The sequence below is a fragment of the Burkholderia sp. AW33-5 genome (assembly GCF_053427615.1).
In genome coordinates, this window is the sequence record NZ_JBSAXA010000002.1 from 696,352 (window position 1) to 718,819 (window position 22,468).

Sequence of the window (22,468 nt, forward strand, 5' to 3'; positions counted from 1 at the left end):
CCGTGTAGTAGTTCTACCGGGCGCGCGCGCGCCGGCTGCGATACGTGTCGAGCACGACCGCGACCACGATCACCGCCCCGGTGATGATCCGTTTGGTCGGCTCGTTCGCGCCGATCTGCGCCAGCCCCGCGGCCAGCACGGAGATGATCAACACGCCGAAGAACGTGCTGATCACCGAACCGCGCCCGCCCATCAGGCTCGTGCCGCCGATCACGACGGCTGCGATCACCTGCAGCTCGACGCCCGCGCCCGCGTTCGGATCGGCGGCCTCGAGCCGCGAGATCTGGAACAGCGACGCGAGCCCCGCGAGCGCGCCCATCAGTGCGAATACGACGATTTTATACGGACGCGGGTTAACCCCGGCAAGCCGTACCGCCTCTTCGTTCGTGCCGATCCCGACGAGATAGCGTCCGAATACGGTGCGCGTCAGGACGAACTGTGCCGCGATCATCACCGCGACCGCGATCAGGAACGCCGGCGAGATGCCGAGCGCGATCGGGTTCGACAGGAAATCGAACGCATCGCCGATGTAGGCCGTGCGCGAATTCGTCAGCTGGTATGCGACGCCGCGCGCGGCCTCGAGCACGCCGAGCGACACGATGAACGACGGAATCCGCCAGCCGACCGTGATCGCGCCCGTCAGCGAGCCCGTCGCGGTCGCGACCGCGATCCCGATCAGCGCGGCCGGCAGCGGCCCCCACTGCCATTTCAGCGCGGCCACGCTGACCATCGACGCGGCCAGCGCGAGCACCGAGCCGACCGACAGGTCGATGCCGGCGATGATCAGCACGAAGGTCATCCCGACCGACATCACGACGAGATCGGGGATCTGGTTCGCGATCGTACTGAACGTATCGTAGGTCAGGAAATGCGAACTCAGCGCCGAAAACAGCGCGATCATCGCGGCGAGCGCGCCGGCGAGCCCGAGATAATTCGATACGCCGAGCCGTGTGCCGGACAGCGTGCGCGCGCGGCGCCCCGTCACGGTCTGCTGCGCGCCTGCGTCGCTCGGGGATACGGGAGGCTGGGTCATTGCCGTTGTCCTGTGGTCGAAGTGCCGGAAGCCGCGCGCGGCGCGCCTTCCGCATCCGGATGCAGCACGCCGTCCGGCAGCGCTTCGCGGCCGAAGCCGGCGAACGCCGCGGCCAGCAGCGCATCCTGGGTCCAGTTGCCGCGTTCGAACACGGCGGTCATGCGGCCGGCCGACATCACGCCGATCCGGTCGCAGATCAGCATCAGCTCGCGCAGGTCGCTCGATACGACCACCAGCGCACGGCCCTCGCGGGCGAGCGCGCCCATCAGCGTGTAGACCTCGAACTTGGCGCCGACGTCGATCCCGCGGGTCGGTTCGTCGAACAGCAGCACGCCCATGTCGCGCGCGAGCCAGCGGCCGATCACGACCTTCTGCTGGTTGCCGCCCGACAGTTCGCCGACCGCCTGCGCGGCGCCGTGCGTGCGGATCCGCAACGCGTCGATCTGCCGCTCGGCGAGCGCCGTCTCGCGCGTCGTGTCGACGACGCCGCCGCGCGCGAGCCGGTCGAGCTGGCCGAGCGAGACGTTCGACGTGACCGACTGCGACAGCAGCAGCCCTTCGCCCTTGCGGTCCTCGGTGATCAGTGCGATGCCGTGCTTCACCGCGTCGACGGGCGAGCCGATGTGCGCCGGTTTCAGCGGATCGCCGACCGCGATCATCCCGGCGTCCGGCGTATCCGCGCCGTAAATCAGCCGCAGCAGCTCGGTGCGCCCCGCGCCGATCAGCCCGGAGATGCCGAAGATCTCGCCCGAGCGCACTTCGAGCGACACGTCCTGCACGGCCGTGCCGCGCGTCATGCCCGACACGACGAGTCGCGGCGCGCCGATATGGCGCACGCCGAGATCGATGTGCTCGCCGAGCTCGCGACCGACCATCAGCGTGACGAGCCCGTCGGACGTCGTCGCGGCCATGTCGCCGACATGCACGAGCCGGCCGTCGCGCAGCACCGCGACGCGCTCGGCGACGCGCGCGAGCTCCTCGAGCCGGTGCGAGATGTAGACGATCGCCACGCCGCGCGCCTTCAGCCGGTCGATCTGCTCGAACAGCAGTTCGACCTCGCGCGCGGTCAGCATCGCGGTCGGCTCGTCGAGGATCAGCACGCGACAGTCGCCGATCAGGTTGCGCGCGATCTCGACCATCTGCTGGTGGCCGATGCCGAGCGCGCCGACCGGCGTATCGGGGTCGACCGCGTCGAGCCCGACCTGCGCCATCGCGGCACGCGCGTCGTCGCGCAGCCGCGCGCGATCGATGATGCCGAAGCGTCGCGGCAGACGGTTCAGAAACAGGTTTTCGGCGACCGTCAGCGTCGGCAGCAGGTTCAGCTCCTGCATCACCATGCGCACGCCGAGCGCCTCGGCCTGCGTGCGGCTCGCCGGCGCATACGCCTGGCCGCCGAGCTGCATCGTGCCGGTCGTCGGGTCGACGAGCCCGCCGATGATCTTCGACAGCGTGCTCTTTCCTGCGCCGTTCTCGCCTGTCAGCGCGAGCGCCTCACCCGGCGCGAGCGTCAGCGTGACGTCGGCGAGCACGGGTTCGGCGTAGGTCTTGCCCACGCCGGAGACGGACAGCACGGGAACGGCTGAACGGGAGGGTTGGAAGGTCGGTTCCATCGCGATCCTGGTTGCGGCCGCGCGCACGCGGCGCGCGGGTATGACGCTCACAAGTGCTTGCAGTGGCCGTGATCGCGCTCACTCCGGATAACGGCCGCCGGCCCGGATTCTTGAGCGCGGCGGCCGCGGCGGCGTGGCGTTACTTCGTCACGAGATCCACCGGCGTCTCGACCACGCCGGTCATGTCGGCCTGCTTGCGATGCTCGGCGATCGCCTTGAGCGCCGTATCGATGCCGAACACGGCCTGCTTCGCCGCGTACTGGTCGGCGGTCGCGACCACGCGGCCGTCCTTCAGCATCGGCTTGATCGCGTTGATGTTGTCGTAGCCGACCACGAGCACCTTGCCCTGCTTGCCCGCTGCCCGCACGGCCGACACGGCGCCGATCGCCATGTTGTCGTTGCCGCACAGCAGCGCCCGCAGGTTCGGGTATTCGTTCAGCATCGCGGACGCGACCGCATTGCCCTTGTCGATCTCCCATTCGCCCGACTGCACCGACACGACCTTCATTCCGCCCGCCTTCATCGCATCCTGGAAGCCGGCCGTGCGCTGCTGCGCATTGGTCGTCGTCGACACGCCTTCGATGATGCCGACCTGGTCGCCCGCCTTCAGCCGCTTCGCGAGGTAGTCGCCGATCTTGCGCGCGCCCTTGCGGTTGTCGGGGCCGACGAACGGCACGTTCAGGTTCTTCGACTTCAGCACGTCGGGATCGAGCCGGTTGTCGATGTTCACGACGATGATGCCCGCGTCGACCGCCTTCTTCACGACCGGCACGAGCGCCTTCGAATCGGCGGGCGCGAGCACGATCGCATCGACCTTCGACACGATCATCTGCTCGACGATGCGGATCTGGTTCGCGGTGTCGGTCTCGTCCTTGATCCCGTTCGTGATCAGGTAGAACTGGCCGGCGTTGTGCTTCTGGTATTCCTTCGCGCCGTTTTCCATCGTCAGGAAGAACTCATTGGCGAGCGACTTCATCACGAGCGCGACCTTCGGCTTGCCTGCCGATTGGGCATGGACGACCGGTGCGGCGACGACCGCGACGGCGGCAAGCGCGGCGGTCAGGAAGCGACGGCGAAAGCGGACATTCATACACATCTCCTGGCGACTGGCCCAGAGGGCCGGACTGTTGTTTTAATGTGAGCAAACGTTTGCGCCACACTACCCGGGCATTGGCCATCGATGCTGCTTGTCGGTACCACGGAATGGAAGCGAGGCAGACGGCCGACTGCCTGGCGCGTGCTGTCGTCGACGCGCCACCGCCGGCGGGGACGCCGGCGGAGTGAAGGCTATGCTGTACCGTTTCGGGTCGACGCGCAACCCGTCTGATCAATATTTAAGGGTTTATTCGGAGCGCGCGGTTGCGCGCTCCGATTGCGGCGCGTAACTCGGGGGGCGGCGGCGCCGCTTCGTCGCGGTCGTCCGGCGGGCGCCTGCCTTGCCCCCGAAACATCATGTGCTCGATGATCAGGCCACTTCGCGCAGTTGCGAGGCGATTTCGGCTTCGTTCAGGTGCGGTGCGAACATCTCGATCAGCCGGTATGCATACGCGCGCAGGAACGCGCCCTTGCGCAACCCGACGCGCGTCGTGCTCGCCTCGAACAGGTGCTGCGTGTCGAGCGCGACGAGCCCGGTGTCGCGCTGCGGATCGAAGGCCATCGCCGCGACGACGCCGATCCCCATCCCGAGCTCGACGTAGGTCTTGATCACGTCCGCGTCGATCGCGGTCAGCACGACGTCGGGCACGGCGCCGGCCTGCGCGAATGCCTGGTCGATGTGCGAGCGACCCGTGAAGTCCTGGTCGTACGTGATGATCGGGTACTCGGCGATTTCGTCGAGCGTCAGGTTCTCGCGGCCGACGAGCGGATGCCCCTTCGGCACGACGACCGTGTGGTGCCACGAGTAGCACGGGAACGTGACGATGTCCGGATAGCGGTCGAGCGCCTCGGTCGAGATGCCGAGATCGGCTTCGCCGTTCAGGATCATCTGCGCGATCTGCTGCGGGCTGCCCTGTCGCAGCGCAAGATGCACCTTCGGGAACACGTCGGTGAACTGGCGGATCACCTTCGGCAGCGCGTAGCGCGCCTGCGTGTGCGTCGTCGCGACGACGAGGTGGCCGCTGTCCTGGTCCGCGAACTGGCGCGCGACCCGGCGCAGGTTTTCCGCGTCGAGCAACATCCGCTCGATCAACTGGTGCACGGCCTTGCCGGGCTCCGTGAGCCCCGTGAGCCGCTTGCCGCGCCGGATGAAGATGTCCACGCCCAGTTCATCCTCGAGATCCTTGATCTGCTTCGACACGCCCGACTGCGACGTGTACAGCACGTTCGCGACTTCCGTCAGGTTCATGTTCTGGCGCACGGCTTCGCGCACGAAACGCAATTGCTGAAAATTCATGGGTATGCCTCTTGGGCTGTCGTTGTTCGAATGTCGATCCGGAGCGGTATCCGCCCTCTTCTCTTTACCGGGCTCGGGCGTCAGTGTGCGGGAAATACGCGGACCGCGCGCGGCACGGCCGTCGCGCCGTCGCCGACCTGCAGCGCGAGCGCGCGCCACGCGTCGCGATCGAGTTCCGCTTCGAGTGCGCCGCCCGTGCGGGCCTCGAGCTCGACGCGCACCGAGCCGCCGAGCGGGATCACGCGGCGCACGTCGACCGCGATGCCGTCGCGATGGCCGTCGCCGGCCGGCCACAGCTGCAGGTCGTGCGGTCGCACGTACGCGTTCGCGGGGCCCGCGAAATCGGCGTCGACCGCGATCGGCGCAGCCGCCCCCTCGGCGACGAAGCCGCGCCCGGCGACCGTGCCGGGCAGCCGGTTCGCCGCGCCGAGAAACTCGTAGACGAACGCGCTTTGCGGATGATCGTAGACGTCCTGCGGGCTGCCGACCTGCTCCACGTGGCCGCGGTTCAGCACGACGATCCGGTCGGCCACTTCCAGCGCCTCTTCCTGGTCGTGCGTGACGAAGATCGTCGAGATGTGCAGGTCGTCGTGCAGGCGCCGCAACCAGCCGCGCAGTTCCTTGCGCACCTTCGCGTCGAGCGCGCCGAACGGCTCGTCGAGCAGCAGCACCTTCGGCTCGACCGCGAGCGCGCGGGCCAGCGCGATCCGCTGGCGCTGGCCGCCCGACAGCTCGGACGGGTAGCGCTGCGCGAGCCAGTCGAGCTGCACGAGCTTCAGCAGCTCGTGCACCTTCTCGCGGATCACGGCTTCGGACGGCCGTTCGCGGCGCGGCTTCACGCGCAGCCCGAACGCGACGTTCTCGAACACGGTCATGTGGCGGAACAGCGCGTAATGCTGGAACACGAAGCCGACCTGGCGATCGCGCGCGCCGACCGACGCGACGTCGAGCCCCTGCAGCACGACCTGGCCGGCGTCCGCGTGCTCGAGGCCCGCGATCACGCGCAGCAGCGTGGTCTTGCCGCAGCCCGACGGCCCGAGCAGCGCGACGAGCTCGCCCGGCGGAAAGTCGAGCGACACATCGTCGAGCGCGGTGAAATCGCCGAAGCGCTTCTGAAGGTGACGGACGGTAATACCCATTCTGGTTGCCTCTTTACGATTTCGACGAAATGGCGGCGACGGGGCCGGCATGAGCGGGAACGTCATCGCGTGCGCCGGCCAGTTCGGCGGCGAGGTGACGTTCGGCGAGCAGCTTCAGCGCGAGCGTGACGAGCGCGAGCAGCGCCAACACCGACGCCACCGCGAACGCCGCCGCGAAGTTGTATTCGTTGTACAGGATCTCGACGTGCAGCGGCATCGTGTCGGTCACGCCGCGGATGTGGCCGGACACGACCGACACCGCACCGAACTCGCCCATCGCACGCGCATTGCACAGGATCACGCCGTACAGCAGGCCCCACTTCACGTTCGGCAGCGTCACGCGCCGGAAGATCTGCCAGCCCGATGCGCCGAGCACGCGCGCGGCCTCTTCCTCGTCGGTGCCCTGCGCCTGCATCAGCGGAATCAGCTCGCGCGCGACGAACGGAAACGTGACGAAGATCGTCGCGAGCACGATGCCCGGCACCGCGAAGATGATCTGCACGTCGTGGTTCTGCAGCCACGGCCCGAGCCAGCCCTGCGCGCCGAACAGCAGCACGTAGACGAGGCCCGAGATCACCGGCGACACGGAGAACGGCAGGTCGATCAGCGTGGTCAGCAACGCCTTGCCGCGGAATTCGAACTTCGCGATCGCCCACGATGCGCACACGCCGAACACGAGGTTCAACGGCACCGCGATCACGGCGACGGTCAACGTCAGCTTGATTGCCGACCATGCGTCGGGATCGGCGAGCGATTCGAGATAGAAGCCGACGCCCTTGCGCAGCGCCTCGAAGAACACCGCGGCGAGCGGTACGACGAGGAAGAACGCAAGGAACGTCAGCGAGACGCCGATCAGCAGCCAGCGCACGGCGCGCGGCTCGCTGACGGGGTCGGGCTGCTTCGCGGCGCGCACGCGCGCGACGGACGGGCCGTTCAGCACGGCGTTGGACTCCTGGGTCATTGCTGGCCTCCTGCTGCTGCGGCAACGGTGACGGTCGCCGGCGCGGGGCCGCTCGCGCCCTTGCTCGTGCGGCGCTGCAGATACCACTGCAGCGAGTTGATCAACAGCAGCATCAGGAACGACACGACCAGCATCACGACCGCCAGCGCGGTCGCGCCCGCATAGTCGTACTGCTCGAGCTTCGTGATGATCAGCAGCGACGTGATCTCGGATTTCATCGGCACGTTGCCGGCGATGAAGATGACCGAGCCGTACTCGCCAAGCGCGCGCGCGAACGCCAGCGCGAAGCCGGTGAGCAGCGCCGGCAGCACGGCCGGCAGCACGACGCGGCGGAACGTCAGCCAGCGCGATGCGCCGAGGCATGCGGCGGCCTCTTCCTGCTCGCGCTCGAAATCCTCGAGCACCGGCTGCACGGTGCGCACGACGAACGGCAGCCCGATGAAGGTCAGCGCCACCAGCACGCCGACCGGCGTGAACGCGATCTTGATGCCGAACGGCGCGAGATACTGGCCGACCCAGCCGTTGGTCGCATAGACGGCCGCGAGCGAGATGCCGGCGACCGACGTCGGCAGCGCGAACGGCAGATCCACGATCGCGTCGACGAGGCGCTTGAACGGGAACGTGTAGCGCACCAGCACCCACGCGACGAGAAAGCCGAACACGGCGTTGATCAATGCGCCGCCGAGCGCGGCGGAGAACGTCAGCCGGTACGACGCGAGCACGCGCGGCGACGCAACGGCGGTGACGAACTGGTCCCACGACAGCGTCGCGGTCTTCAGGAACGTGGCGGCGAGCGGAATCAGCACCACGAGGCTCAAATAGGCCACCGTGATGCCGAGCGTCACGCCGAAACCGGGCAGCGCGCTCGGCTTGCGAAAGGTGTACGTCGTCATCGGATGCTCTTGCTGGGTCGTTGCTGCTCATGGGTCCGACGCAAACGCCGACGCGGGGAGTCGCGCCGGCGGGCCGTCGGGGATGCGGCGCGCTCTCGTGGCGCGCCGCTGTCGTTATGGTTTGTTACTGCGTGGCGTTACTGCGGCTTGTAGATCGAGTCGAACACGCCGCCGTCCGCAAAATGCGTCTTCTGCGCATTCGTCCAGCCGCCGAACGTGTCGTCGACCGTGTACAGCTTCAGCTTCGGGAACTGCTTCGTCAGCTCCGCCGGCACGTTCTTCGAGCGCGGGCGGTAGTAGTTGCGCGCCGCGATTTCCTGGCCCTGCGGGCTGTACAGGAAATTCAGGTAGGCCTCGGCCAGCTTGCGCGTGCCCTTCTTGTCCACCACCTTGTCGACCACCGCGACGGGCGGTTCGGCCAGGATGCTCGCCGACGGCACGACGATCTCGAACTTGTCCGTGCCGAATTCCTTGATCGACAGGAACGCCTCGTTCTCCCACGCGATCAGCACGTCGCCGATCCCGCGCTGCACGAAGCTCGTCGTCGCGCCGCGCGCGCCCGAGTCGAGCACGCCCGCGTTCTTGTAGAGCTTCGTCACGAACTCCTTCGCGCTCTGCTCGTTGCCGCCCGGCTTGTGAACGGCGTATGCCCATGCGGCCAGATAATTCCAGCGCGCGCCGCCCGACGTCTTCGGGTTCGGCGTGACGATCGAGATGCCCGGCTTGGTCAAGTCGTCCCAGTCCTTGATCCCTTTCGGGTTGCCCTTGCGCACCAGGAACACGATCGTCGACGTGTACGGCGATGCGTTGTCCGGCAGGCGCTTCTGCCAGTCCTTGTTGACGAGCCCCTTGTTGGCGATCGCGTCGATGTCGTAGGCGAGCGCCAGCGTCACGACGTCGGCCTGCAGGCCGTCGAGCACCGAGCGCGCCTGCGCGCCCGAGCCGCCGTGCGACTGCTTGAAGTTGACCGTCTCGCCCGTCTTCGCCTTCCACGCCTTGCCGAACGCCTGGTTGAAGTCCTGATACAGCTCGCGCGTCGGGTCGTAGGACACGTTCAGGAACGTCGTATCGGCCTGGGCGTGCGTCGCCACGCCCAGCGCTGCCGCCGCGCCCAGCGCGAGTGTTGCGATCAGGCGGCCCACTCCGCCCACCAGCCCCGTATTGCGCTTCGCCATCCTTGGTTCTCCAGTGTTGTCGGTCTTGCGATGTCGAGCCAGTCTAGCGAACGGGTTACATGATTAAAAATAATCGTTCCTCATTTTTTAATACTCAAAAGTGCTAACGCAGACGGGACGGACGGTTGCGGCGGACAAACCGGCGTCCGGGCGTCGCGAAATCGCGTCGGAACCGGCGCGATCGCGTCGAACCTCAAGTAACACTTGAAATTCGCGAAGTACTGTATAAAAATACAGCTCACTGTCTATCCATACAGTTCAGCCATGACCAAACTCACCGCCCGTCAGCAGCAAGTGTTCGACTTGATCCGCCGCGCGATCGAGCGCTCCGGTTTCCCGCCCACGCGCGCCGAGATTGCGGCAGAGCTGGGTTTCAGCTCGCCGAACGCGGCCGAGGAACACCTCCGTGCGCTTGCGCGCAAGGGTGTGATCGAGCTGGCCGCCGGCGCGTCACGCGGCATCCGCCTGCTCGGCATCGACGACGCCCCGCACCAGTTCACGCTGCCGCACGCCGGCCTGATGCAACTGTCGCTGCCCCTCGTCGGCCGCGTGGCGGCCGGTAGCCCGATCCTCGCGCAGGAGCACATCTCGCAGCATTACGCGTGCGATCCCGCGCTGTTCACCAGCAAGCCCGATTACCTGCTGAAGGTGCGCGGTCTGTCGATGCGCGACGCCGGCATTCTCGACGGCGACCTGCTCGCCGTGCAGAAGCGCACGGAAGCGAAGGACGGCCAGATCATCGTCGCGCGCCTCGGCGACGACGTCACGGTCAAGCGCCTGATGCGCCGGCCCGGCGGCCTCGAGCTGATCGCGGAGAACCCGGATTACGAAAACATCTTCGTCAAGGCCGGCAGCGCGGAATTCGCGCTGGAAGGCATCGCCGTCGGGCTGATCCGCTCGGGCGAACTCTGACAATCGGTCTCGCTGAGGAGAACATCATGGAACGCCTTTCCCGTCTGCTGCCTTTCCGTCAATTCGGCCGCCTGCGTCACCTGCGCGGCCGCACGCCCTGCGCGCCGCTGTCCGCCGCGGCGCCCGTGGTGAGCCAAGAAGTCGCAGTTGAACGGCAGGCGTCGCTGCTGCCGTCAGCGCTTCCCGCGTTCGCGCGGGTTTCGCTGAACGCCGGCCTGAATCACGCGGAGCCGGCGCGCCGTGCGCCCGTGCGCGTCTATCACGGCCGGTCGCGCCTGATCATGGTCGGGACGATCGATGCCGTGTGCCGGATGATCGATCGCTGCATCGCCGAGGAACGATCGGCCACGCACGGCGGTCTCTGATTGCGGAACCTGTCCGCACCGGAGGCATCGTGACTGGATCTTCGGGCCGCGCGCGGCGGCTCAAGCCATTGCTGATCGTCGTGCTGGCCGTCGCCGTCCTGATGGCGATCGGTTACGCGTACGCATCGCCGTACGTCGCGCTCGGTCGCCTGAAATCGGCGATCGACGCGCGCGATGCGCAAGCGGTCAGCGAATATGTCGATTTCCCGTCGCTACGCATCAGCCTGAAGCAGCAGGTGACGGAAGAGTTGATGCGCCGGATCGACGCGGTGAAGAAGGACAATCCGTTCGCGGTGATTGGCGCGCTGATCGGATCCGCGTTGATCGGCCCGCTGGTCGATGCCTATGCGACACCGGAGGGTGTAGCGGCGCTGATGAGCGGCATTTCCCCGTGCGGCAATCCGGGCGAACGGCCGCCCGAATGGTCGGGCCCGCCGTCAGGCGCTGCGCCTGGCAACGCACCGGCCGCGCCGCCGGTCAATCCGTCGAACGCACCCGCGCCGAGCAGCAATGCGCCCGCGTCGGCCGCAGCTTCGCCCGCCATCGCGCCCGCACCCGCCTCCGGGGAGGCGGGTCATCCGCAGCAAGCGAGCGCCGGCTACCGGAATATCGATGAATTTGTCGTGACCTACCAGCGCAGCGCCGACGGCACGCGCTATGCGGCGATCTTCCACCGCTTCGGCTTGTTCTCGTGGAAGCTGTCGGCGATCGACCTGCACGCCTGAGCGGCCGCACTCGGCGTAGCTGCCGCTAGCGGCACGGCGCGCGACCGGCCCGAATCGCAGCACGACCCGGCCGGTCTCACGATCATTGCATCACTTGCCGCTCGCGGTGGCCGCTTCGCGTTCGCGTGCGATCTCGGCCTTTTGCTCTTCCGCCGACGAACATGCGACCAGAATGCTGCAGTTCACGCGATCGAGCAGTTGCGTGTTGCCCGACCCCATCCACCATCTCGACAACCCGCTACGGCACCGATGGCCGACGACGACGAGGTCGGCCTTCAATTCTGTCGCAAGATTCGCGATTTCGTCGATCGGATAGCCGAATGCGAAATGGCCTTCCGCCTGAACGCCGCGCTCGCGCAGCCAGTTCACGCCTTCCTGCAGGATCTCGCGCGCGGTTTCCTCGAAGCGGCCGCACGCGACGTCGGTCAGCAGCCCGGCGCTTTGCGCGATGCTCGAGCGCATGTCGACGACCGACAACAAATGCGTTTCCGCCTTCAGGTCCAGCGCGAGATTGGCGCCGCACCGCAACGCCTTGCGTCCTTCGAGCGTGCCGTCGTAGCACAGCAGAATCTTGTTGTAGCTAGCCATGAAACCTCCCTGTCGCGACTACGTACCCTATGTACTCATCATGGTGCGCCGCAATTCCGGACGCAAGGGATGGAAAACGCTGATTCGCCACGCGGGGCGCGTCGGCGATGATGCGGTGCACGATCCGTGCGCGCATGCACCGTGCCGCGCGGGGCCGCCCTGAAGAGACGCAGCCGATGCACTAGAATGGCCCGTTCGTGCCGTCGACGTGCGTTCGTCTCGGTCATGCCCATGTGACACGCATTCATCCGATCCGTTCGCCGGCCGGCGTGCCCGACCGACCGGCCGCGAAACGCGTCCGCGTCCGCTGATTACAACGACAACCTGCCCATGTCCGTTGCACCGATCGATTTCCGGAACGTCGAAAAGCGCTATGGCGACAAGCTTGTCGTCAATGACCTGTCCTTCCACGTGCAGGCCGGCGAATGCTATGGCCTGCTCGGGCCGAACGGCGCCGGCAAGACCACCACGCTGAAGATGCTGCTCGGCCTCGCGTATCCCGACGCCGGCACCATTTCACTCTGCGGCGAGCCGGTTCCGTCACGCGCGCGCCATGCGCGCCAGCGCGTCGGCGTCGTCCCGCAGTTCGACAACCTCGACCCCGACTTCACGGTCCGCGAGAACCTGCTCGTGTTCAGCCGCTATTTCGGCATGTCGGCACACGCCGCACGCGCGCTCGTGCAACCGCTGCTCGAATTCGCGAAGCTGGAAAACAAGGCCGATGCGAAGGTCGGCGAATTGTCGGGCGGCATGAAGCGCCGTCTGACGCTCGCACGCGCGCTCGTCAACGATCCCGACGTGCTGGTGCTCGACGAGCCGACGACGGGCCTCGATCCGCAGGCGCGGCACCTGATGTGGGAGCGGTTGCGGTCGCTGCTCGCGCGCGGCAAGACGATCCTGATCACCACGCATTTCATGGAGGAAGCCGAGCGCCTGTGCGACCGGCTGTGCGTGATCGAGGAAGGCCGCAAGATCGCCGAAGGCGCGCCGCACGCGCTGATCGAATCGGAGATCGGCTGCGACGTGATCGAGATCTACGGGCCGGAGCCGATCGCGCTGCGCGACGAACTGGCGCCGTTCGCGAAACACACCGAGATCAGCGGTGAGACGCTGTTCTGCTACGTGACCGATCCCGAGCCGCTCAGTGCGCGACTCAAGGGTCGCACGGGATTGCGTTATCTGCATCGTCCGGCCAATCTGGAGGACGTGTTCCTGCGGCTCACGGGCCGCGAAATGCAGGACTGATCGATCATGGACGTACGCAACTATTCCGCCGCCGCGCCGTCCGCACCGCCACGCGAATCGCGCTTCGCGATCGCGCTGCCCGCAAATGCCACCAACTGGATTGCCGTGTGGCGACGCAATTACCTCGTGTGGCGCAAGCTCGCGCTCGCCTCGCTGTTCGGCAATCTCGCCGATCCGATGATCTACCTGTTCGGGCTGGGGTTCGGGCTCGGCCTGATGCTCGGCCACGTCGACGGCGTGTCGTATATCGCGTTCCTCGCGGCCGGCACGGTCGGTTCGAGCGTGATGATGTCCGCGAGCTTCGAATCGATGTATTCGGGCTTCTCACGAATGCACGTGCAGCGCACCTGGGAAGCGATCATGCACACGCCGCTCGCGCTGGGCGACATCGTGCTCGGGGAGATTGTCTGGGGGGCGAGCAAGGCGCTGCTGTCCGGCGTCGCGATCATGCTCGTCGCGGGCCTGCTCGGCTATGCGCGGTTTCCGTCGATGCTCGCGGCGCTGCCCGTGATCGCACTCGCCGGCCTCGCGTTCGCGAGCACGGCGATGATCGTCACCGCGCTCGCGCCGTCCTACGACTTCTTCATGTTCTATCAGACGCTCGTGCTGACGCCGATGCTGCTGCTGTCGGGCGTGTTCTTCCCGATCACGCAGTTGCCGCCGGTCGCGCAGCATGCGGCGCACATGCTGCCGCTCGCGAACGCGGTCGAACTGATCCGCCCCGCGATGCTCGGCCGGCCGGCGACGGACGTCGGCCTGCATCTCGCGGTGCTTGCCGGCTATGCGGTCGGCGGATTCGTGGTCTCCGCGTGGCTGTTCCGGCGGCGGATGATGCGCTGACGGCCGGCGCGCACGGCGCCCGCGCGATGCTGCGATGAAATGGCGACGACGTTACTCGTCGTCGTCGCTCCACGGAATCTCGACGTCCGTCAGGAATGCGACGGTCGCCAGCGGGCCGCCTTCCTGGCGGCCGAGCTTGCCGTCCGCGCGATGCCATTCGACGCGGAACTGCGTACCCGGATCGTCGGCGACGAGATAGACCGCGCGCAGCTCTTCCGCGTCGGCCTCGTCGACCGGACCGTCGAACGACACCAGCATCTTCTGCGGCCACAGGCCGTTCACCGGATCGTAAATGCGGTCGCCCTGCGGAATGTCGATGCTGGCCTCGACGCCGATCGTGGCGGAGGCTTCGATGATCATCGTGCCGAGTGCGTTCAGCACGGCAGTCGCCCGCGCGGAATTGGCCTGGCGGATCGCGAGATCGCCGCGCGTCAGCGCCTTTTCGAGTCGAGGATGAATCTTCGGTTGGGTCATGCGTTTTCCTGTTTGCTTCTTGTAAAGGGCACCGCGCGCGTGAAGCGGCGGCGCCGGATGAATACGACGGTCGCGCGGCGGGATCGGTCGGCGCGCGGCACTGCTGCCATCGCACAGGCCCGGTCGCCGGCAGCCGGGCATGTCGCGCCCCGCGCGCCGACCGGGCACACGCGCCGGACTTGTCCGGCCGTCGCGCCCGATCGCCGTTCCGCCCGCGTGTCCGTCAGAACCCGAACGCGATCGCGAGCAGCCCGCTCACGATCCCGAACACGACGACGAGGCCCGTGACGATCGCCAGCATGTACGGCTTGAACGAGCGCGCGAGCATCGCGAGCGACGGCACGCTGATCGGTGGCAGCGTCATCAACAGCGCAGCGGCCGGGCCGACGCCCATGCCGAGCGACAGCATCGCCTGGATGATCGGCACCTCGCCGGCCGTCGGGATCACGAACAACGTGCCCGCGACCGCGAACGCGATGATCCAGCCGAGATGATTGCCGATGTCCGGGCCGATATGCGGGAACAGCCACGCGCGCGCCGCGCCGAGCAGCAGCACGAGCACGATGTATTCGGGCACGAGCCGCACGGCCATGCGTGCAAGCAGCTTCATCCAGCGGACGAACGGATTGCCCGCGGCGGTCTGCTCGGCCACCAGCGCGGCGAGTTGCGCGTCGTCGATGCTGCGGTCCTCGGGACGCGCGATACGGTTCAGCAGATAGCCGATTCCGAACACCATCGCGACGCCGAGCACGAGCCGCAGCGCGCTCCAGTGCCAGCCGAGCACGAAGCCCATGAACACCAGCGCGGCCGGATTCAGCACCGTGTTGCCGAGCCAGAACGCGACCGCGCCGCCCGGCGACGCGTGCCGCGCGCGCAGGCCCGCGACGACCGGCGCCGCGCAGCACGTGCACATCATGCCGGGCAGCGACAGCAGGCCGCCCGCGGCGACACTGCCGAAGCCCGTGCGGCCGAGCACGCGCGCGACCCAGTGCGCCGGCAGCAGCGCCTGCACGGCCGAACCGAGCAGCAGGCCGAGCACCATGGCCTGCCAGATCGCCTTGCCGTACGCCCACGCGTAGTCGAGCGCCGCCTTCAGCGAAGGCTCGGGCGCGCTCGCCGACGTGCCCATCAGGATCGACTGGCCGATCGAATGATGCTCCGCGGCGACGAACGCCTTGTTGTAATACGGGAACCATTTCACGTAGAACAGTCCCGCGACCGCGATCAGCAGGAAAGTCATCCAGCCGAGCGCCGGACTGGGTTGGGTGCGTGTGGTCGTCATCGTGTGGTGGTCGTAGGGTTGTTGTCGATGTCGGCTCGCGCCGCCGCGCCGGCGGCGGGCGATGCCGGCAGCCCGGCCTGCGCGAGCGCGTCGAGCAGCGCGCGCGCCTGCTGGCGCCCATCGGCCGCGTTCGGCCGGAAAGTGAACGTCAGTGCGCGATTCGGCTTGTCGTGCGACGAACGATAGGTGCGCGCATAGGCGGGATCGTAATGCTTATCGATCAGCGTGCGGAACAATTCGGTGCGCTCGTTCGCATCGATCAGTGCGTTCCAGCGCGCGACCTCTTCCCGGCTGTGCAGGCCGATCAGCCGTTCGAGCTGCGCCTTGAATACTGCCGGCTCGTCGAACAGATGGGCGTAATCCTCGAGCAGGAAAGCGATACGTTCGTCGTGCGCTGCCTCGACCTGCACCCACGGCCCCGCGTGAAACGCGTCCAGCAATGCGAGCGGCAGCTGCACGAGCCCGATCTTGCGGCTTTCCGATTCGACGAACACCGGCCATGCGGGGTCGAAACGCTCGAGCGTGCGGACGAGCCCCGAATCGAAGGACTTCTGCGTCGGCTGCGGCACCCCCGGCAACGCACCGAGCAGCGAGCCGCGGTGGCATGCGAGCGCCTCGAGATCGAGCGTCTGTGCGCCTTCGTCGCGCAGCGCGTTCAGGAGCCGCGTCTTCCCGCAGCCCGTGTGACCGACGAGTGCGATGTAGCGGAACCGCGTCGGGAGCGTATCGAGCGTCGCGCATACCGAGCGGCGGTACGACTTGTACCCGCCCTCGAGCTGGCGCGCCTGCCAGCCGATCAGGTTGAACCAGGTCGTCATCGAACCGGAACGCTTGCCGCCGCGCCAGCAGTAGATCAACGGCCGCCAGTTGCGCGGCCGATCGGCGAACGTGGTGTCGAGATGGCGCGCGATGTTGCGCGCGACCATCGCCGCGCCGACGCGCGTCGCCTCGTACGGCGACACCTGGCGGTACATCGTGCCGACGATCACGCGCTCCTCGTTGCTGAGCACGGGCGCGTTCAGCGCGCCGGGAATATGATCCTCGGCGAACTCGAGCGGCGTGCGCACGTCGATGATCTCGTCGAACTCGCCGGCGCGATCGAGGGTGACAATCAGGTTCTTCAATTTGGCGTCGAACAGGGGCGATGCGGCTCGGCGAGCCGCACGGGCACGGAAGGCGGATTCGCGATTATCTCATGCCCGGGCGTCTCGGGCCGCGCACGGCAACCGGCGGGGGCGACGCGCTGCTCATCACGTCGATCAGATGGTCGCGAAACGCGCGCACCGACGCGGGCAGATCGCGCCCCGCCATGGTCTGCACCTGGATGCTGCGCTCGCGTAGCTGGGGATTCGTGACGGGCACGACGACGAAGCCGTCCGCGTCGAAACGGTCCCGCACCGACAGCAGCCCCGTGAACATCACCGCGCCGGTACGCTGCGCGTAGCGGTACATCGCCGCGGTGTTGTTGCTGGTCAGTTCCGGCTCGAGCATGAGCCCGTCGAGCACGCACGCGATGTCGATCAGCTGGCGCACCGTCGTGCCGGCCTCGGGCAGCACGTGCGGATGCCGCGCGACATCGGCGAGCGACACCGAGTCGCGCGCCGCGAGCGGATGGTCGCGCCGCACGAGCGCGAAAACCGGCGCACGCTCCGTGTGTTCGACACGCACGCCCTTCTCCGGCGCCAGGCTGAACGTCAGACCGATGTCGGCATCGCCGTCGCGCACGCGCCGTGTCGCCTCCGCAGGCGACACGACCCACACCGAGAAATCGACGCCCGGGTGGCGCGCCTTGAAGCCTGCGAGCGCGCCCGGCAGGAAATCGATCGCGAACCCTTCCGAGCAGGCGATCTTCAACAGGCTGCCGTGCAGCGCCTCCAATCCGCCGATTTCCTTCATCACATGCTCGGCCTCCAGCAGGCTGCGCTGCGCGAAGCCCAGGAGCCGCTCGCCGGCCTCCGACAATGCCATCCCGCGCGGCCGGCGCTCGAACAGCGGCGCGCCGAGTTCGCTCTCGAGCTTCGCGATCTGCCGGCTGATCGCCGAGACGGCCACGTGCAGCCTCGCGGATGCGTCGCTGATCGACCCGGTTCGCGCCACCTCGACGAAATACCGCAACGCAAGACCATGCAGGAAAGCCGCCATCGTTCTGTCCCCGGGCCTGTGACCCAGGCCGCTCCGCTTTGCCTTTTCGGCAAGGAAATGTTCGAAATTCGATCATTGTGACAAAAAAAACGGCTTTCTAGAATCGATCGCACTCTCGGCCATGCGCGCCCGCACCCGCCGGAAAACCGATACAGGAGACACGTCTTGAGCCGTACCGCCGCCATCCAGCACGCGCTGAACCAGTTCGAATCCGGCGCGTTCTTCACGACCCTGAGCCGCCGCGTCGGCCTGCGCACCGAAAGTCAGGACAGCGGCTCGAGCGCCGCGCTGCGCGCCTACCTGACCGACGAGATCGCGCCGGAGGCCGCGCGTCTGGGTTTCACGTCGCGCATCGTCGAGAACCCCGTCGACGACGGCGGTCCCTTCCTGCTGGCGTCGCGCCACGAGGACGACGCGTTGCCGACCGTGCTCGTCTATGGCCACGGCGACGTCGTGCGCGGCTACGACGCGCAATGGCGCGCGCCGCTGTCGCCGTGGACGCTGACCGTCGATGGCGATCGCTGGTACGGCCGCGGCAGTGCCGACAACAAGGGCCAGCACACGATCAACCTGGCCGCGCTGGCGAGCGTACTCGCCGCGCGCGGCGGCAGGCTCGGCTTCAACGCGAAACTGCTGATCGAGATGGGCGAGGAAACGGGGTCGCCGGGGCTCGACGCACTGTGCCGCCAGGAGCGCGACGCGCTCGCGGCCGACGTGCTGATCGCGTCCGACGGGCCGCGCGTCACCGCCGAACGGCCGACCGTGTTCCTCGGCTCGCGCGGTTCGGTCAACTTCAAGCTGAGCCTGCGCGCACGCGATGGCGGCCATCACTCGGGCAACTGGGGCGGCCTGCTGCGCAACCCGGCGACCGTGCTCGCGAACGCGCTCGCGAGCCTCGTCGACGCGCGCGGCGCGATCCGCGTCGCCGGGCTGCGCCCGCCGCCGATCCCGGCCGCCGTGCGCGCCGCGCTCGCCGACCTGTCCGTCGGCGGCGGCCCCGGCGATCCGGCGCTCGACGCCGACTGGGGCGAGCCGGGCCTCTCCGCCGCCGAGCGCGTGTTCGGCTGGAATACGTTCGAGATTCTCGCGTTCAAGGCCGGCAATCCCGACCACCCGGTCAATGCGATTCCGCCCGTCGCATACGCGCACTGCCAGTTGCGTTTCGTGGTCGGCACGGACTGGCAAGCGCTGCATGCGCATCTGCGCGCGCATCTCGATGCGCACGGCTTCGCCGACATCGAGATCGACGTCGAACGCGGCGCGCCGGCGACGCGCCTGCCGCCGGACGATCCGTGGGTCCGCTGGGCCGTCGCGTCGCTCGCGCGCACGACCGGCAAGAAGCCCGCGATCCTGCCGAACCTCGGCGGCACGCTGCCGAACGAAGTCTTCGCCGATACGCTGGGGCTGCCGACGCTGTGGGTGCCGCACTCGTATCCGGCGTGCTCGCAGCACGCGCCCGACGAGCACCTGCTCGCGAGCGTCGTGCGCGAGGGACTGCAGATGATGGCCGGCCTCTTCTGGGATCTCGGCGAGGCCGCGCCGCCCGTTCGCCGCGCGGCACCCGCCGCGGCCGGCGCCGCCCTGTAACGCGCTTCGCCCCTTTCTCGGGACCTGCTCACACGATGAATACGACCACCCTGACCTCGCAGGACGCCGCGCGCCCCAGCGCCGCGAAGATCCGGCGCATCATCCTCGCCGCATCGATCGGCAATGCGCTCGAATGGTTCGACCTGATCGTCTACGGCTTTTTCGCGGTGACGATCGCCAAGCTGTTCTTCCCCACGACGAGCGAGGCGACGTCGCTGCTGCTCACGCTCGGCACGTTCGGGCTCTCCTACCTGATCCGGCCGATCGGCGGCTTCGTGCTCGGCGCCTACGCGGACCGCGCGGGCCGCAAGGCGTCGCTGCTGCTGTCGATCGGGATGATGATGGTCGGCACGCTGCTGATCGCGCTGATGCCGACCTATGCATCGATCGGCATCCTCGCGCCGCTCGGGATCATGCTGTCGCGGCTGATGCAGGGCTTTTCCGCCGGCGGCGAATTCGCGAGCTCGACCGCGTTCCTCGTCGAACACGCGCCGCAGCGGCGCGGCTTCATGTCGAGCTGGCAGTTCGCGAGCCAGGGCCTCGCGACGCTGCTCGCATCGGGTTTCGGTGCGCTGCTGACGTCGACGCTGAGCGTCGCGCAACTCGAAAGCTGGGGGTGGCGCGTGCCGTTCCTGTTCGGCCTCGCGATCGGCCCGGTGGGGCTCTACATCCGCCGCTACGTCGACGAGGGGGTCGAGTTCAAGACGCAGGCGCGCTCCGAAGCACCCGTGCGCGAGCTGTTCGCGGACCAGAAGATGCGTGTGCTGCTGGCGATCGGGGTGCTCGTGATCTCGACCGCGATCAACTACATGGTGCTGTACATGCCGACGTATGCGATCAAGCAGCTCGGGCTGCCGGCATCGACGGGCTTCGCGGCGACGCTCGCGACCGGCTTCGTGCTGACGCTCGTCACGCCGCTCGTCGGCCATCTGTCCGACCGCACCGGGCGGATCCGCGTGATGGCGGCAGCGGCCGTGCTGATGCTCGCCACCGTATGGCCGACGTTCGTGTGGCTCACGCATCACGCGTCGTTCGCGACGATGCTCGCGGCGCTGATCTGGATCGGGCTGCTGAAGGCGACATACTGCGGCGCGCTGCCGGCGCTGATGGCCGAACTGTTTCCGTCGCAGACCCGCGCGACCGGCCTCGCCGTCAGCTACAACACGGGCGTCACGCTGTTCGGCGGCTTCGCGCCGTTCGTGATCACATGGCTGATCAGCGCGACCGGCAACCGGCTGTCGCCGGCGCTGTATCTGATGGGTTGCGCGGTGCTGAGTCTCATCGCACTGCTGGTCGCGCGCACGCGGCTCGGGATGCGCTGACTCCGCGGCAATGCGCGTCGGACGTGGCCCGTCGCGGCACCGTGCCGCGCGGGCCGCTCGCCGTTTACGGCGCCGGGTTCGGCTGCCGTTCGTGCAGCGCGTCGATCTCGGCGAGGATCTCGTCGGACAGCGTCACGTCGATGCTGCCGATGTTCTCCTTCAGTTGCGCGAGCGACGTCGCACCGACCAGGTTGCTGCGCATGAACGGCCGGCTGTTGACGAACGCGAGCGCGAGCTGCGCGGGCGACAGCCCGTGCCGTTTCGCGAGCGCGACGTAGCGCGACGTCGCCTCGACGGCCTGCGGCTTGCTATACCGCTGGAAGCGCTCGAACAACGTGATGCGCGCGCCGGCCGGACGCGCGCCGTTCTCGTACTTGCCGGACAGCCAGCCGAACGCGAGCGGCGAATACGCGAGCAGTCCGATGCCATCGCGATGCGTGAACTCGGACAGGCCGTTCTCGAACGTGCGGTTCAACAGGCTGTACGGATTCTGGATGCTGGCGATGCGTGGCAAGCCGAGCTTCTCGGCCGCGCGCAGGAACTGCGCGACGCCCCACGGCGTTTCGTTCGACACGCCGATCGCGCGGACCTTGCCGGCCTTCACGAATTCCGCGAGCACGCCCAGCGTTTCCTCGATCGGCACCGTGTATGCGTCGTCGACCCACGGATACGCGGGGCGGCCGAATGTCGTCGTGCTGCGATCGGGCCAGTGCAGCTGATACAGGTCGACATAGTCGGTCTGCAAACGCTTGAGGCTGCCGTCGAGCGCCTCGGTCAGGTTCTTGCGGTCGAACTGGTTGCCTTCGCCGCGAATATGGCGCGGATTGTGCGGCTGCCGCGCCGGGCCCGCGATCTTCGTCGCGAGCACGATTCGGTCGCGCTGCGCCCGATGCCGCGCGAGCCAGGTGCCGATGTACTGCTCCGTGCGTCCCTGCGTATCGGGCTTCGGCGGCACCGGGTACATTTCCGCGGCATCGATCAGCGTGACGCCCTGCCCGAGCGCGTAATCGATCTGCTCGTGGGCGTCGCGTTCAGAATTCTGCTCGCCCCACGTCATCGTGCCGAGACCGATCAGGCTGACCTCGATGCCCGAATTGCCGAGTGTGCGGTATTCCATGCTGTTCCTGTCGCGTCAGTGGAAAGCAGGAACGCTATCACATTGAAACGAACGCTTCAGATGGCCGGTGCGTTCGCTTACAGGCCGCCTGCGATGTGCGGTCGACGTCGCTCATTCGGGGTACGGCGGCCTTCGCGGGCGCGTGCGCGGTCCGGATCATGCCGGACGAACCGGGCCGGCGTAACGACGCCGCCCGCTGCGTCACTGCGGCCGCTGAATGAAGCAGGTTGCCGATGCGTGCGCGACGATCTTGTCGTCCGGCGTCTTCAGCGTGCCTTCCGCCACGCCGAGCGAACGCGACAGGTGAATCACGCGTCCCTCCGCGATCAGGTCGACGTCGCGCGGCACGGGGCGCAGCATTTTCACGTGGAGGTCGACCGTGCCGTAACCGACGCCCGCGTCGAGCATCGAATGCACCGCGCAGCCCGTGACGGAGTCGAGCACCGTCGCGGCGAACCCGCCGTGCACGCCGCCGAGCGGATTCAGGTGCCGGCCGTCCGCACGCGCGGACATCTTCACGTAGCCGAGCTCGACGCCCAGCGGCCGCATCGGGATCGTTTCCGAGATCGACGCGAGCGGCAGATCGCCCGCCGCCGCCGCGCGCAGCAGTTCCAGACCGGACAGGGAAAGCGGATTCATCGGGTTGTCTACTGATTGAAAGCGCGT

Annotated in this window: 22 protein-coding genes; 7 read left to right on the forward strand and 15 right to left on the reverse strand. The window is 67.7% G+C overall.

The window, feature by feature from the left end:
* Window positions 1-13 precede the first annotated feature (13 nt).
* From ACV22V_RS06610 to ACV22V_RS06645, 8 genes are all read right to left on the reverse strand, one after another.
* Window positions 14-1,033 carry an ABC transporter permease gene (locus ACV22V_RS06610; RefSeq protein WP_059524466.1) on the reverse strand — a complete coding sequence of 340 codons (1,020 nt, stop codon included), beginning with the start codon at window positions 1,031-1,033 and terminating at the stop codon, window positions 14-16.
* Complete coding sequence (locus ACV22V_RS06615; protein ID WP_448013301.1) at window positions 1,030-2,643, reverse strand: sugar ABC transporter ATP-binding protein; 1,614 nt, start codon at window positions 2,641-2,643, stop codon at window positions 1,030-1,032. The genes ACV22V_RS06610 and ACV22V_RS06615 overlap by 4 nt, the downstream gene beginning before the upstream one ends.
* A 139-nt stretch (window positions 2,644-2,782) precedes the next feature.
* A complete protein-coding gene (locus ACV22V_RS06620) occupies window positions 2,783-3,733 on the reverse strand; it encodes a substrate-binding domain-containing protein (RefSeq protein WP_448013302.1) in 951 nt (316 codons plus the stop codon).
* A gap of 375 nt (window positions 3,734-4,108) precedes the next feature.
* Window positions 4,109-5,035: a CysB family HTH-type transcriptional regulator gene (locus ACV22V_RS06625; RefSeq protein WP_059524472.1), complete on the reverse strand. Its 927-nt coding sequence runs from the start codon at window positions 5,033-5,035 to the stop codon at window positions 4,109-4,111.
* 80 nt (window positions 5,036-5,115) lie between these two features.
* Entirely contained in the window at window positions 5,116-6,174 is a 1,059-nt protein-coding gene (locus ACV22V_RS06630) for a sulfate/molybdate ABC transporter ATP-binding protein (protein WP_059524474.1), read from the reverse strand.
* A gap of 13 nt (window positions 6,175-6,187) precedes the next feature.
* A complete protein-coding gene (gene cysW, locus ACV22V_RS06635; protein WP_448013303.1) occupies window positions 6,188-7,135 on the reverse strand; it encodes a sulfate ABC transporter permease subunit CysW in 948 nt (315 codons plus the stop codon).
* Window positions 7,132-8,028 carry a sulfate ABC transporter permease subunit CysT gene (cysT, locus tag ACV22V_RS06640; protein ID WP_059524478.1) on the reverse strand — a complete coding sequence of 299 codons (897 nt, stop codon included), beginning with the start codon at window positions 8,026-8,028 and terminating at the stop codon, window positions 7,132-7,134. Before cysT ends, cysW begins: the two co-directional genes overlap by 4 nt.
* 137 nt (window positions 8,029-8,165) lie before the next feature.
* A complete protein-coding gene (locus tag ACV22V_RS06645) occupies window positions 8,166-9,203 on the reverse strand; it encodes a sulfate ABC transporter substrate-binding protein (RefSeq protein WP_448013304.1) in 1,038 nt (345 codons plus the stop codon).
* A gap of 264 nt (window positions 9,204-9,467) precedes the next feature.
* On the opposite strand from ACV22V_RS06645, the gene lexA reads away from it, so the two are divergent.
* From lexA to ACV22V_RS06660, 3 genes are read left to right on the forward strand one after another with little or no spacing between them, the layout of a single operon-like run.
* Window positions 9,468-10,115 carry a transcriptional repressor LexA gene (lexA, locus tag ACV22V_RS06650; protein WP_006754655.1) on the forward strand — a complete coding sequence of 216 codons (648 nt, stop codon included), beginning with the start codon at window positions 9,468-9,470 and terminating at the stop codon, window positions 10,113-10,115.
* 26 nt (window positions 10,116-10,141) lie between these two features.
* Entirely contained in the window at window positions 10,142-10,480 is a 339-nt protein-coding gene (locus tag ACV22V_RS06655) for a hypothetical protein (RefSeq protein WP_040144136.1), read from the forward strand.
* Between the two features lie 29 nt (window positions 10,481-10,509).
* A complete protein-coding gene (locus tag ACV22V_RS06660; protein ID WP_448013305.1) occupies window positions 10,510-11,205 on the forward strand; it encodes a DUF2939 domain-containing protein in 696 nt (231 codons plus the stop codon).
* Window positions 11,206-11,295: 90 nt separating this feature from the next.
* Here the strand turns inward: ACV22V_RS06660 and ACV22V_RS06665 are convergent, their stop codons facing one another.
* Window positions 11,296-11,793 carry a universal stress protein gene (locus ACV22V_RS06665; RefSeq protein WP_044843612.1) on the reverse strand — a complete coding sequence of 166 codons (498 nt, stop codon included), beginning with the start codon at window positions 11,791-11,793 and terminating at the stop codon, window positions 11,296-11,298.
* Window positions 11,794-12,123: 330 nt separating this feature from the next.
* On the opposite strand from ACV22V_RS06665, the gene nodI reads away from it, so the two are divergent.
* Entirely contained in the window at window positions 12,124-13,038 is a 915-nt protein-coding gene (gene nodI, locus ACV22V_RS06670) for a nodulation factor ABC transporter ATP-binding protein NodI (RefSeq protein ID WP_059524484.1), read from the forward strand.
* 6 nt (window positions 13,039-13,044) lie between these two features.
* Entirely contained in the window at window positions 13,045-13,878 is an 834-nt protein-coding gene (locus ACV22V_RS06675) for an ABC transporter permease (RefSeq protein WP_059524486.1), read from the forward strand.
* A gap of 51 nt (window positions 13,879-13,929) precedes the next feature.
* On the opposite strand, the gene ACV22V_RS06680 is transcribed toward ACV22V_RS06675, so the two are convergent.
* The 4 genes from ACV22V_RS06680 to ACV22V_RS06695 all read right to left on the reverse strand — a co-directional run bounded on the left by ACV22V_RS06680 (window position 13,930) and on the right by ACV22V_RS06695 (window position 17,776).
* Entirely contained in the window at window positions 13,930-14,352 is a 423-nt protein-coding gene (locus ACV22V_RS06680; protein ID WP_059691758.1) for a hypothetical protein, read from the reverse strand.
* Window positions 14,353-14,575: 223 nt separating this feature from the next.
* On the reverse strand, window positions 14,576-15,634 hold the full coding sequence (locus ACV22V_RS06685; protein WP_059701262.1) for a permease: 1,059 nt from the start codon (window positions 15,632-15,634) through the stop codon (window positions 14,576-14,578).
* A complete protein-coding gene (mnmH, locus tag ACV22V_RS06690; RefSeq protein WP_448013306.1) occupies window positions 15,631-16,758 on the reverse strand; it encodes a tRNA 2-selenouridine(34) synthase MnmH in 1,128 nt (375 codons plus the stop codon). Before mnmH ends, ACV22V_RS06685 begins: the two co-directional genes overlap by 4 nt.
* A 64-nt stretch (window positions 16,759-16,822) precedes the next feature.
* On the reverse strand, window positions 16,823-17,776 hold the full coding sequence (locus ACV22V_RS06695) for a LysR family transcriptional regulator (protein ID WP_223963075.1): 954 nt from the start codon (window positions 17,774-17,776) through the stop codon (window positions 16,823-16,825).
* A 165-nt stretch (window positions 17,777-17,941) separates the two neighbouring features.
* Between ACV22V_RS06695 and ACV22V_RS06700 the strand changes: the two genes are divergently transcribed.
* Together ACV22V_RS06700 and ACV22V_RS06705 are read left to right on the forward strand one after the other, a co-directional pair.
* On the forward strand, window positions 17,942-19,363 hold the full coding sequence (locus ACV22V_RS06700; RefSeq protein ID WP_448013307.1) for a M20 family metallopeptidase: 1,422 nt from the start codon (window positions 17,942-17,944) through the stop codon (window positions 19,361-19,363).
* 35 nt (window positions 19,364-19,398) lie between these two features.
* Window positions 19,399-20,685: an MFS transporter gene (locus ACV22V_RS06705; RefSeq protein WP_448013308.1), complete on the forward strand. Its 1,287-nt coding sequence runs from the start codon at window positions 19,399-19,401 to the stop codon at window positions 20,683-20,685.
* 64 nt (window positions 20,686-20,749) lie between these two features.
* On the opposite strand, the gene ACV22V_RS06710 is transcribed toward ACV22V_RS06705, so the two are convergent.
* Together ACV22V_RS06710 and ACV22V_RS06715 are read right to left on the reverse strand one after the other, a co-directional pair.
* Complete coding sequence (locus tag ACV22V_RS06710; RefSeq protein ID WP_448013309.1) at window positions 20,750-21,802, reverse strand: NADP(H)-dependent aldo-keto reductase; 1,053 nt, start codon at window positions 21,800-21,802, stop codon at window positions 20,750-20,752.
* Between the two features lie 201 nt (window positions 21,803-22,003).
* A complete protein-coding gene (locus tag ACV22V_RS06715; RefSeq protein ID WP_059606628.1) occupies window positions 22,004-22,441 on the reverse strand; it encodes a PaaI family thioesterase in 438 nt (145 codons plus the stop codon).
* Between the last annotated feature and the right edge of the window lie 27 nt (window positions 22,442-22,468).

Excerpts from the sequence above, each read along its gene's own strand:
- lexA (WP_006754655.1), top strand. The coding sequence starts at position 9,468 with ATGACCAAACTCACCGCCCGTCAGCAGCAAGTGTTCGACTTGATCCGC.
- ACV22V_RS06715 (WP_059606628.1), bottom strand. The coding sequence starts at position 22,441 with ATGAATCCGCTTTCCCTGTCCGGTCTGGAACTGCTGCGCGCGGCGGCG.
- cysW (WP_448013303.1), bottom strand. The coding sequence starts at position 7,135 with ATGACCCAGGAGTCCAACGCCGTGCTGAACGGCCCGTCCGTCGCGCGC.
- cysT (WP_059524478.1), bottom strand. The coding sequence starts at position 8,028 with ATGACGACGTACACCTTTCGCAAGCCGAGCGCGCTGCCCGGTTTCGGC.
- ACV22V_RS06655 (WP_040144136.1), top strand. The coding sequence starts at position 10,142 with ATGGAACGCCTTTCCCGTCTGCTGCCTTTCCGTCAATTCGGCCGCCTG.
- ACV22V_RS06705 (WP_448013308.1), top strand. The coding sequence starts at position 19,399 with ATGAATACGACCACCCTGACCTCGCAGGACGCCGCGCGCCCCAGCGCC.
- ACV22V_RS06625 (WP_059524472.1), bottom strand. The coding sequence starts at position 5,035 with ATGAATTTTCAGCAATTGCGTTTCGTGCGCGAAGCCGTGCGCCAGAAC.
- ACV22V_RS06680 (WP_059691758.1), bottom strand. The coding sequence starts at position 14,352 with ATGACCCAACCGAAGATTCATCCTCGACTCGAAAAGGCGCTGACGCGC.
- ACV22V_RS06645 (WP_448013304.1), bottom strand. The coding sequence starts at position 9,203 with ATGGCGAAGCGCAATACGGGGCTGGTGGGCGGAGTGGGCCGCCTGATC.
- ACV22V_RS06615 (WP_448013301.1), bottom strand. The coding sequence starts at position 2,643 with ATGGAACCGACCTTCCAACCCTCCCGTTCAGCCGTTCCCGTGCTGTCC.
- ACV22V_RS06630 (WP_059524474.1), bottom strand. The coding sequence starts at position 6,174 with ATGGGTATTACCGTCCGTCACCTTCAGAAGCGCTTCGGCGATTTCACC.
- ACV22V_RS06675 (WP_059524486.1), top strand. The coding sequence starts at position 13,045 with ATGGACGTACGCAACTATTCCGCCGCCGCGCCGTCCGCACCGCCACGC.
- ACV22V_RS06695 (WP_223963075.1), bottom strand. The coding sequence starts at position 17,776 with ATGGCGGCTTTCCTGCATGGTCTTGCGTTGCGGTATTTCGTCGAGGTG.
- ACV22V_RS06620 (WP_448013302.1), bottom strand. The coding sequence starts at position 3,733 with ATGAATGTCCGCTTTCGCCGTCGCTTCCTGACCGCCGCGCTTGCCGCC.
- ACV22V_RS06610 (WP_059524466.1), bottom strand. The coding sequence starts at position 1,033 with ATGACCCAGCCTCCCGTATCCCCGAGCGACGCAGGCGCGCAGCAGACC.
- ACV22V_RS06665 (WP_044843612.1), bottom strand. The coding sequence starts at position 11,793 with ATGGCTAGCTACAACAAGATTCTGCTGTGCTACGACGGCACGCTCGAA.
- ACV22V_RS06685 (WP_059701262.1), bottom strand. The coding sequence starts at position 15,634 with ATGACGACCACACGCACCCAACCCAGTCCGGCGCTCGGCTGGATGACT.
- nodI (WP_059524484.1), top strand. The coding sequence starts at position 12,124 with ATGTCCGTTGCACCGATCGATTTCCGGAACGTCGAAAAGCGCTATGGC.
- ACV22V_RS06710 (WP_448013309.1), bottom strand. The coding sequence starts at position 21,802 with ATGGAATACCGCACACTCGGCAATTCGGGCATCGAGGTCAGCCTGATC.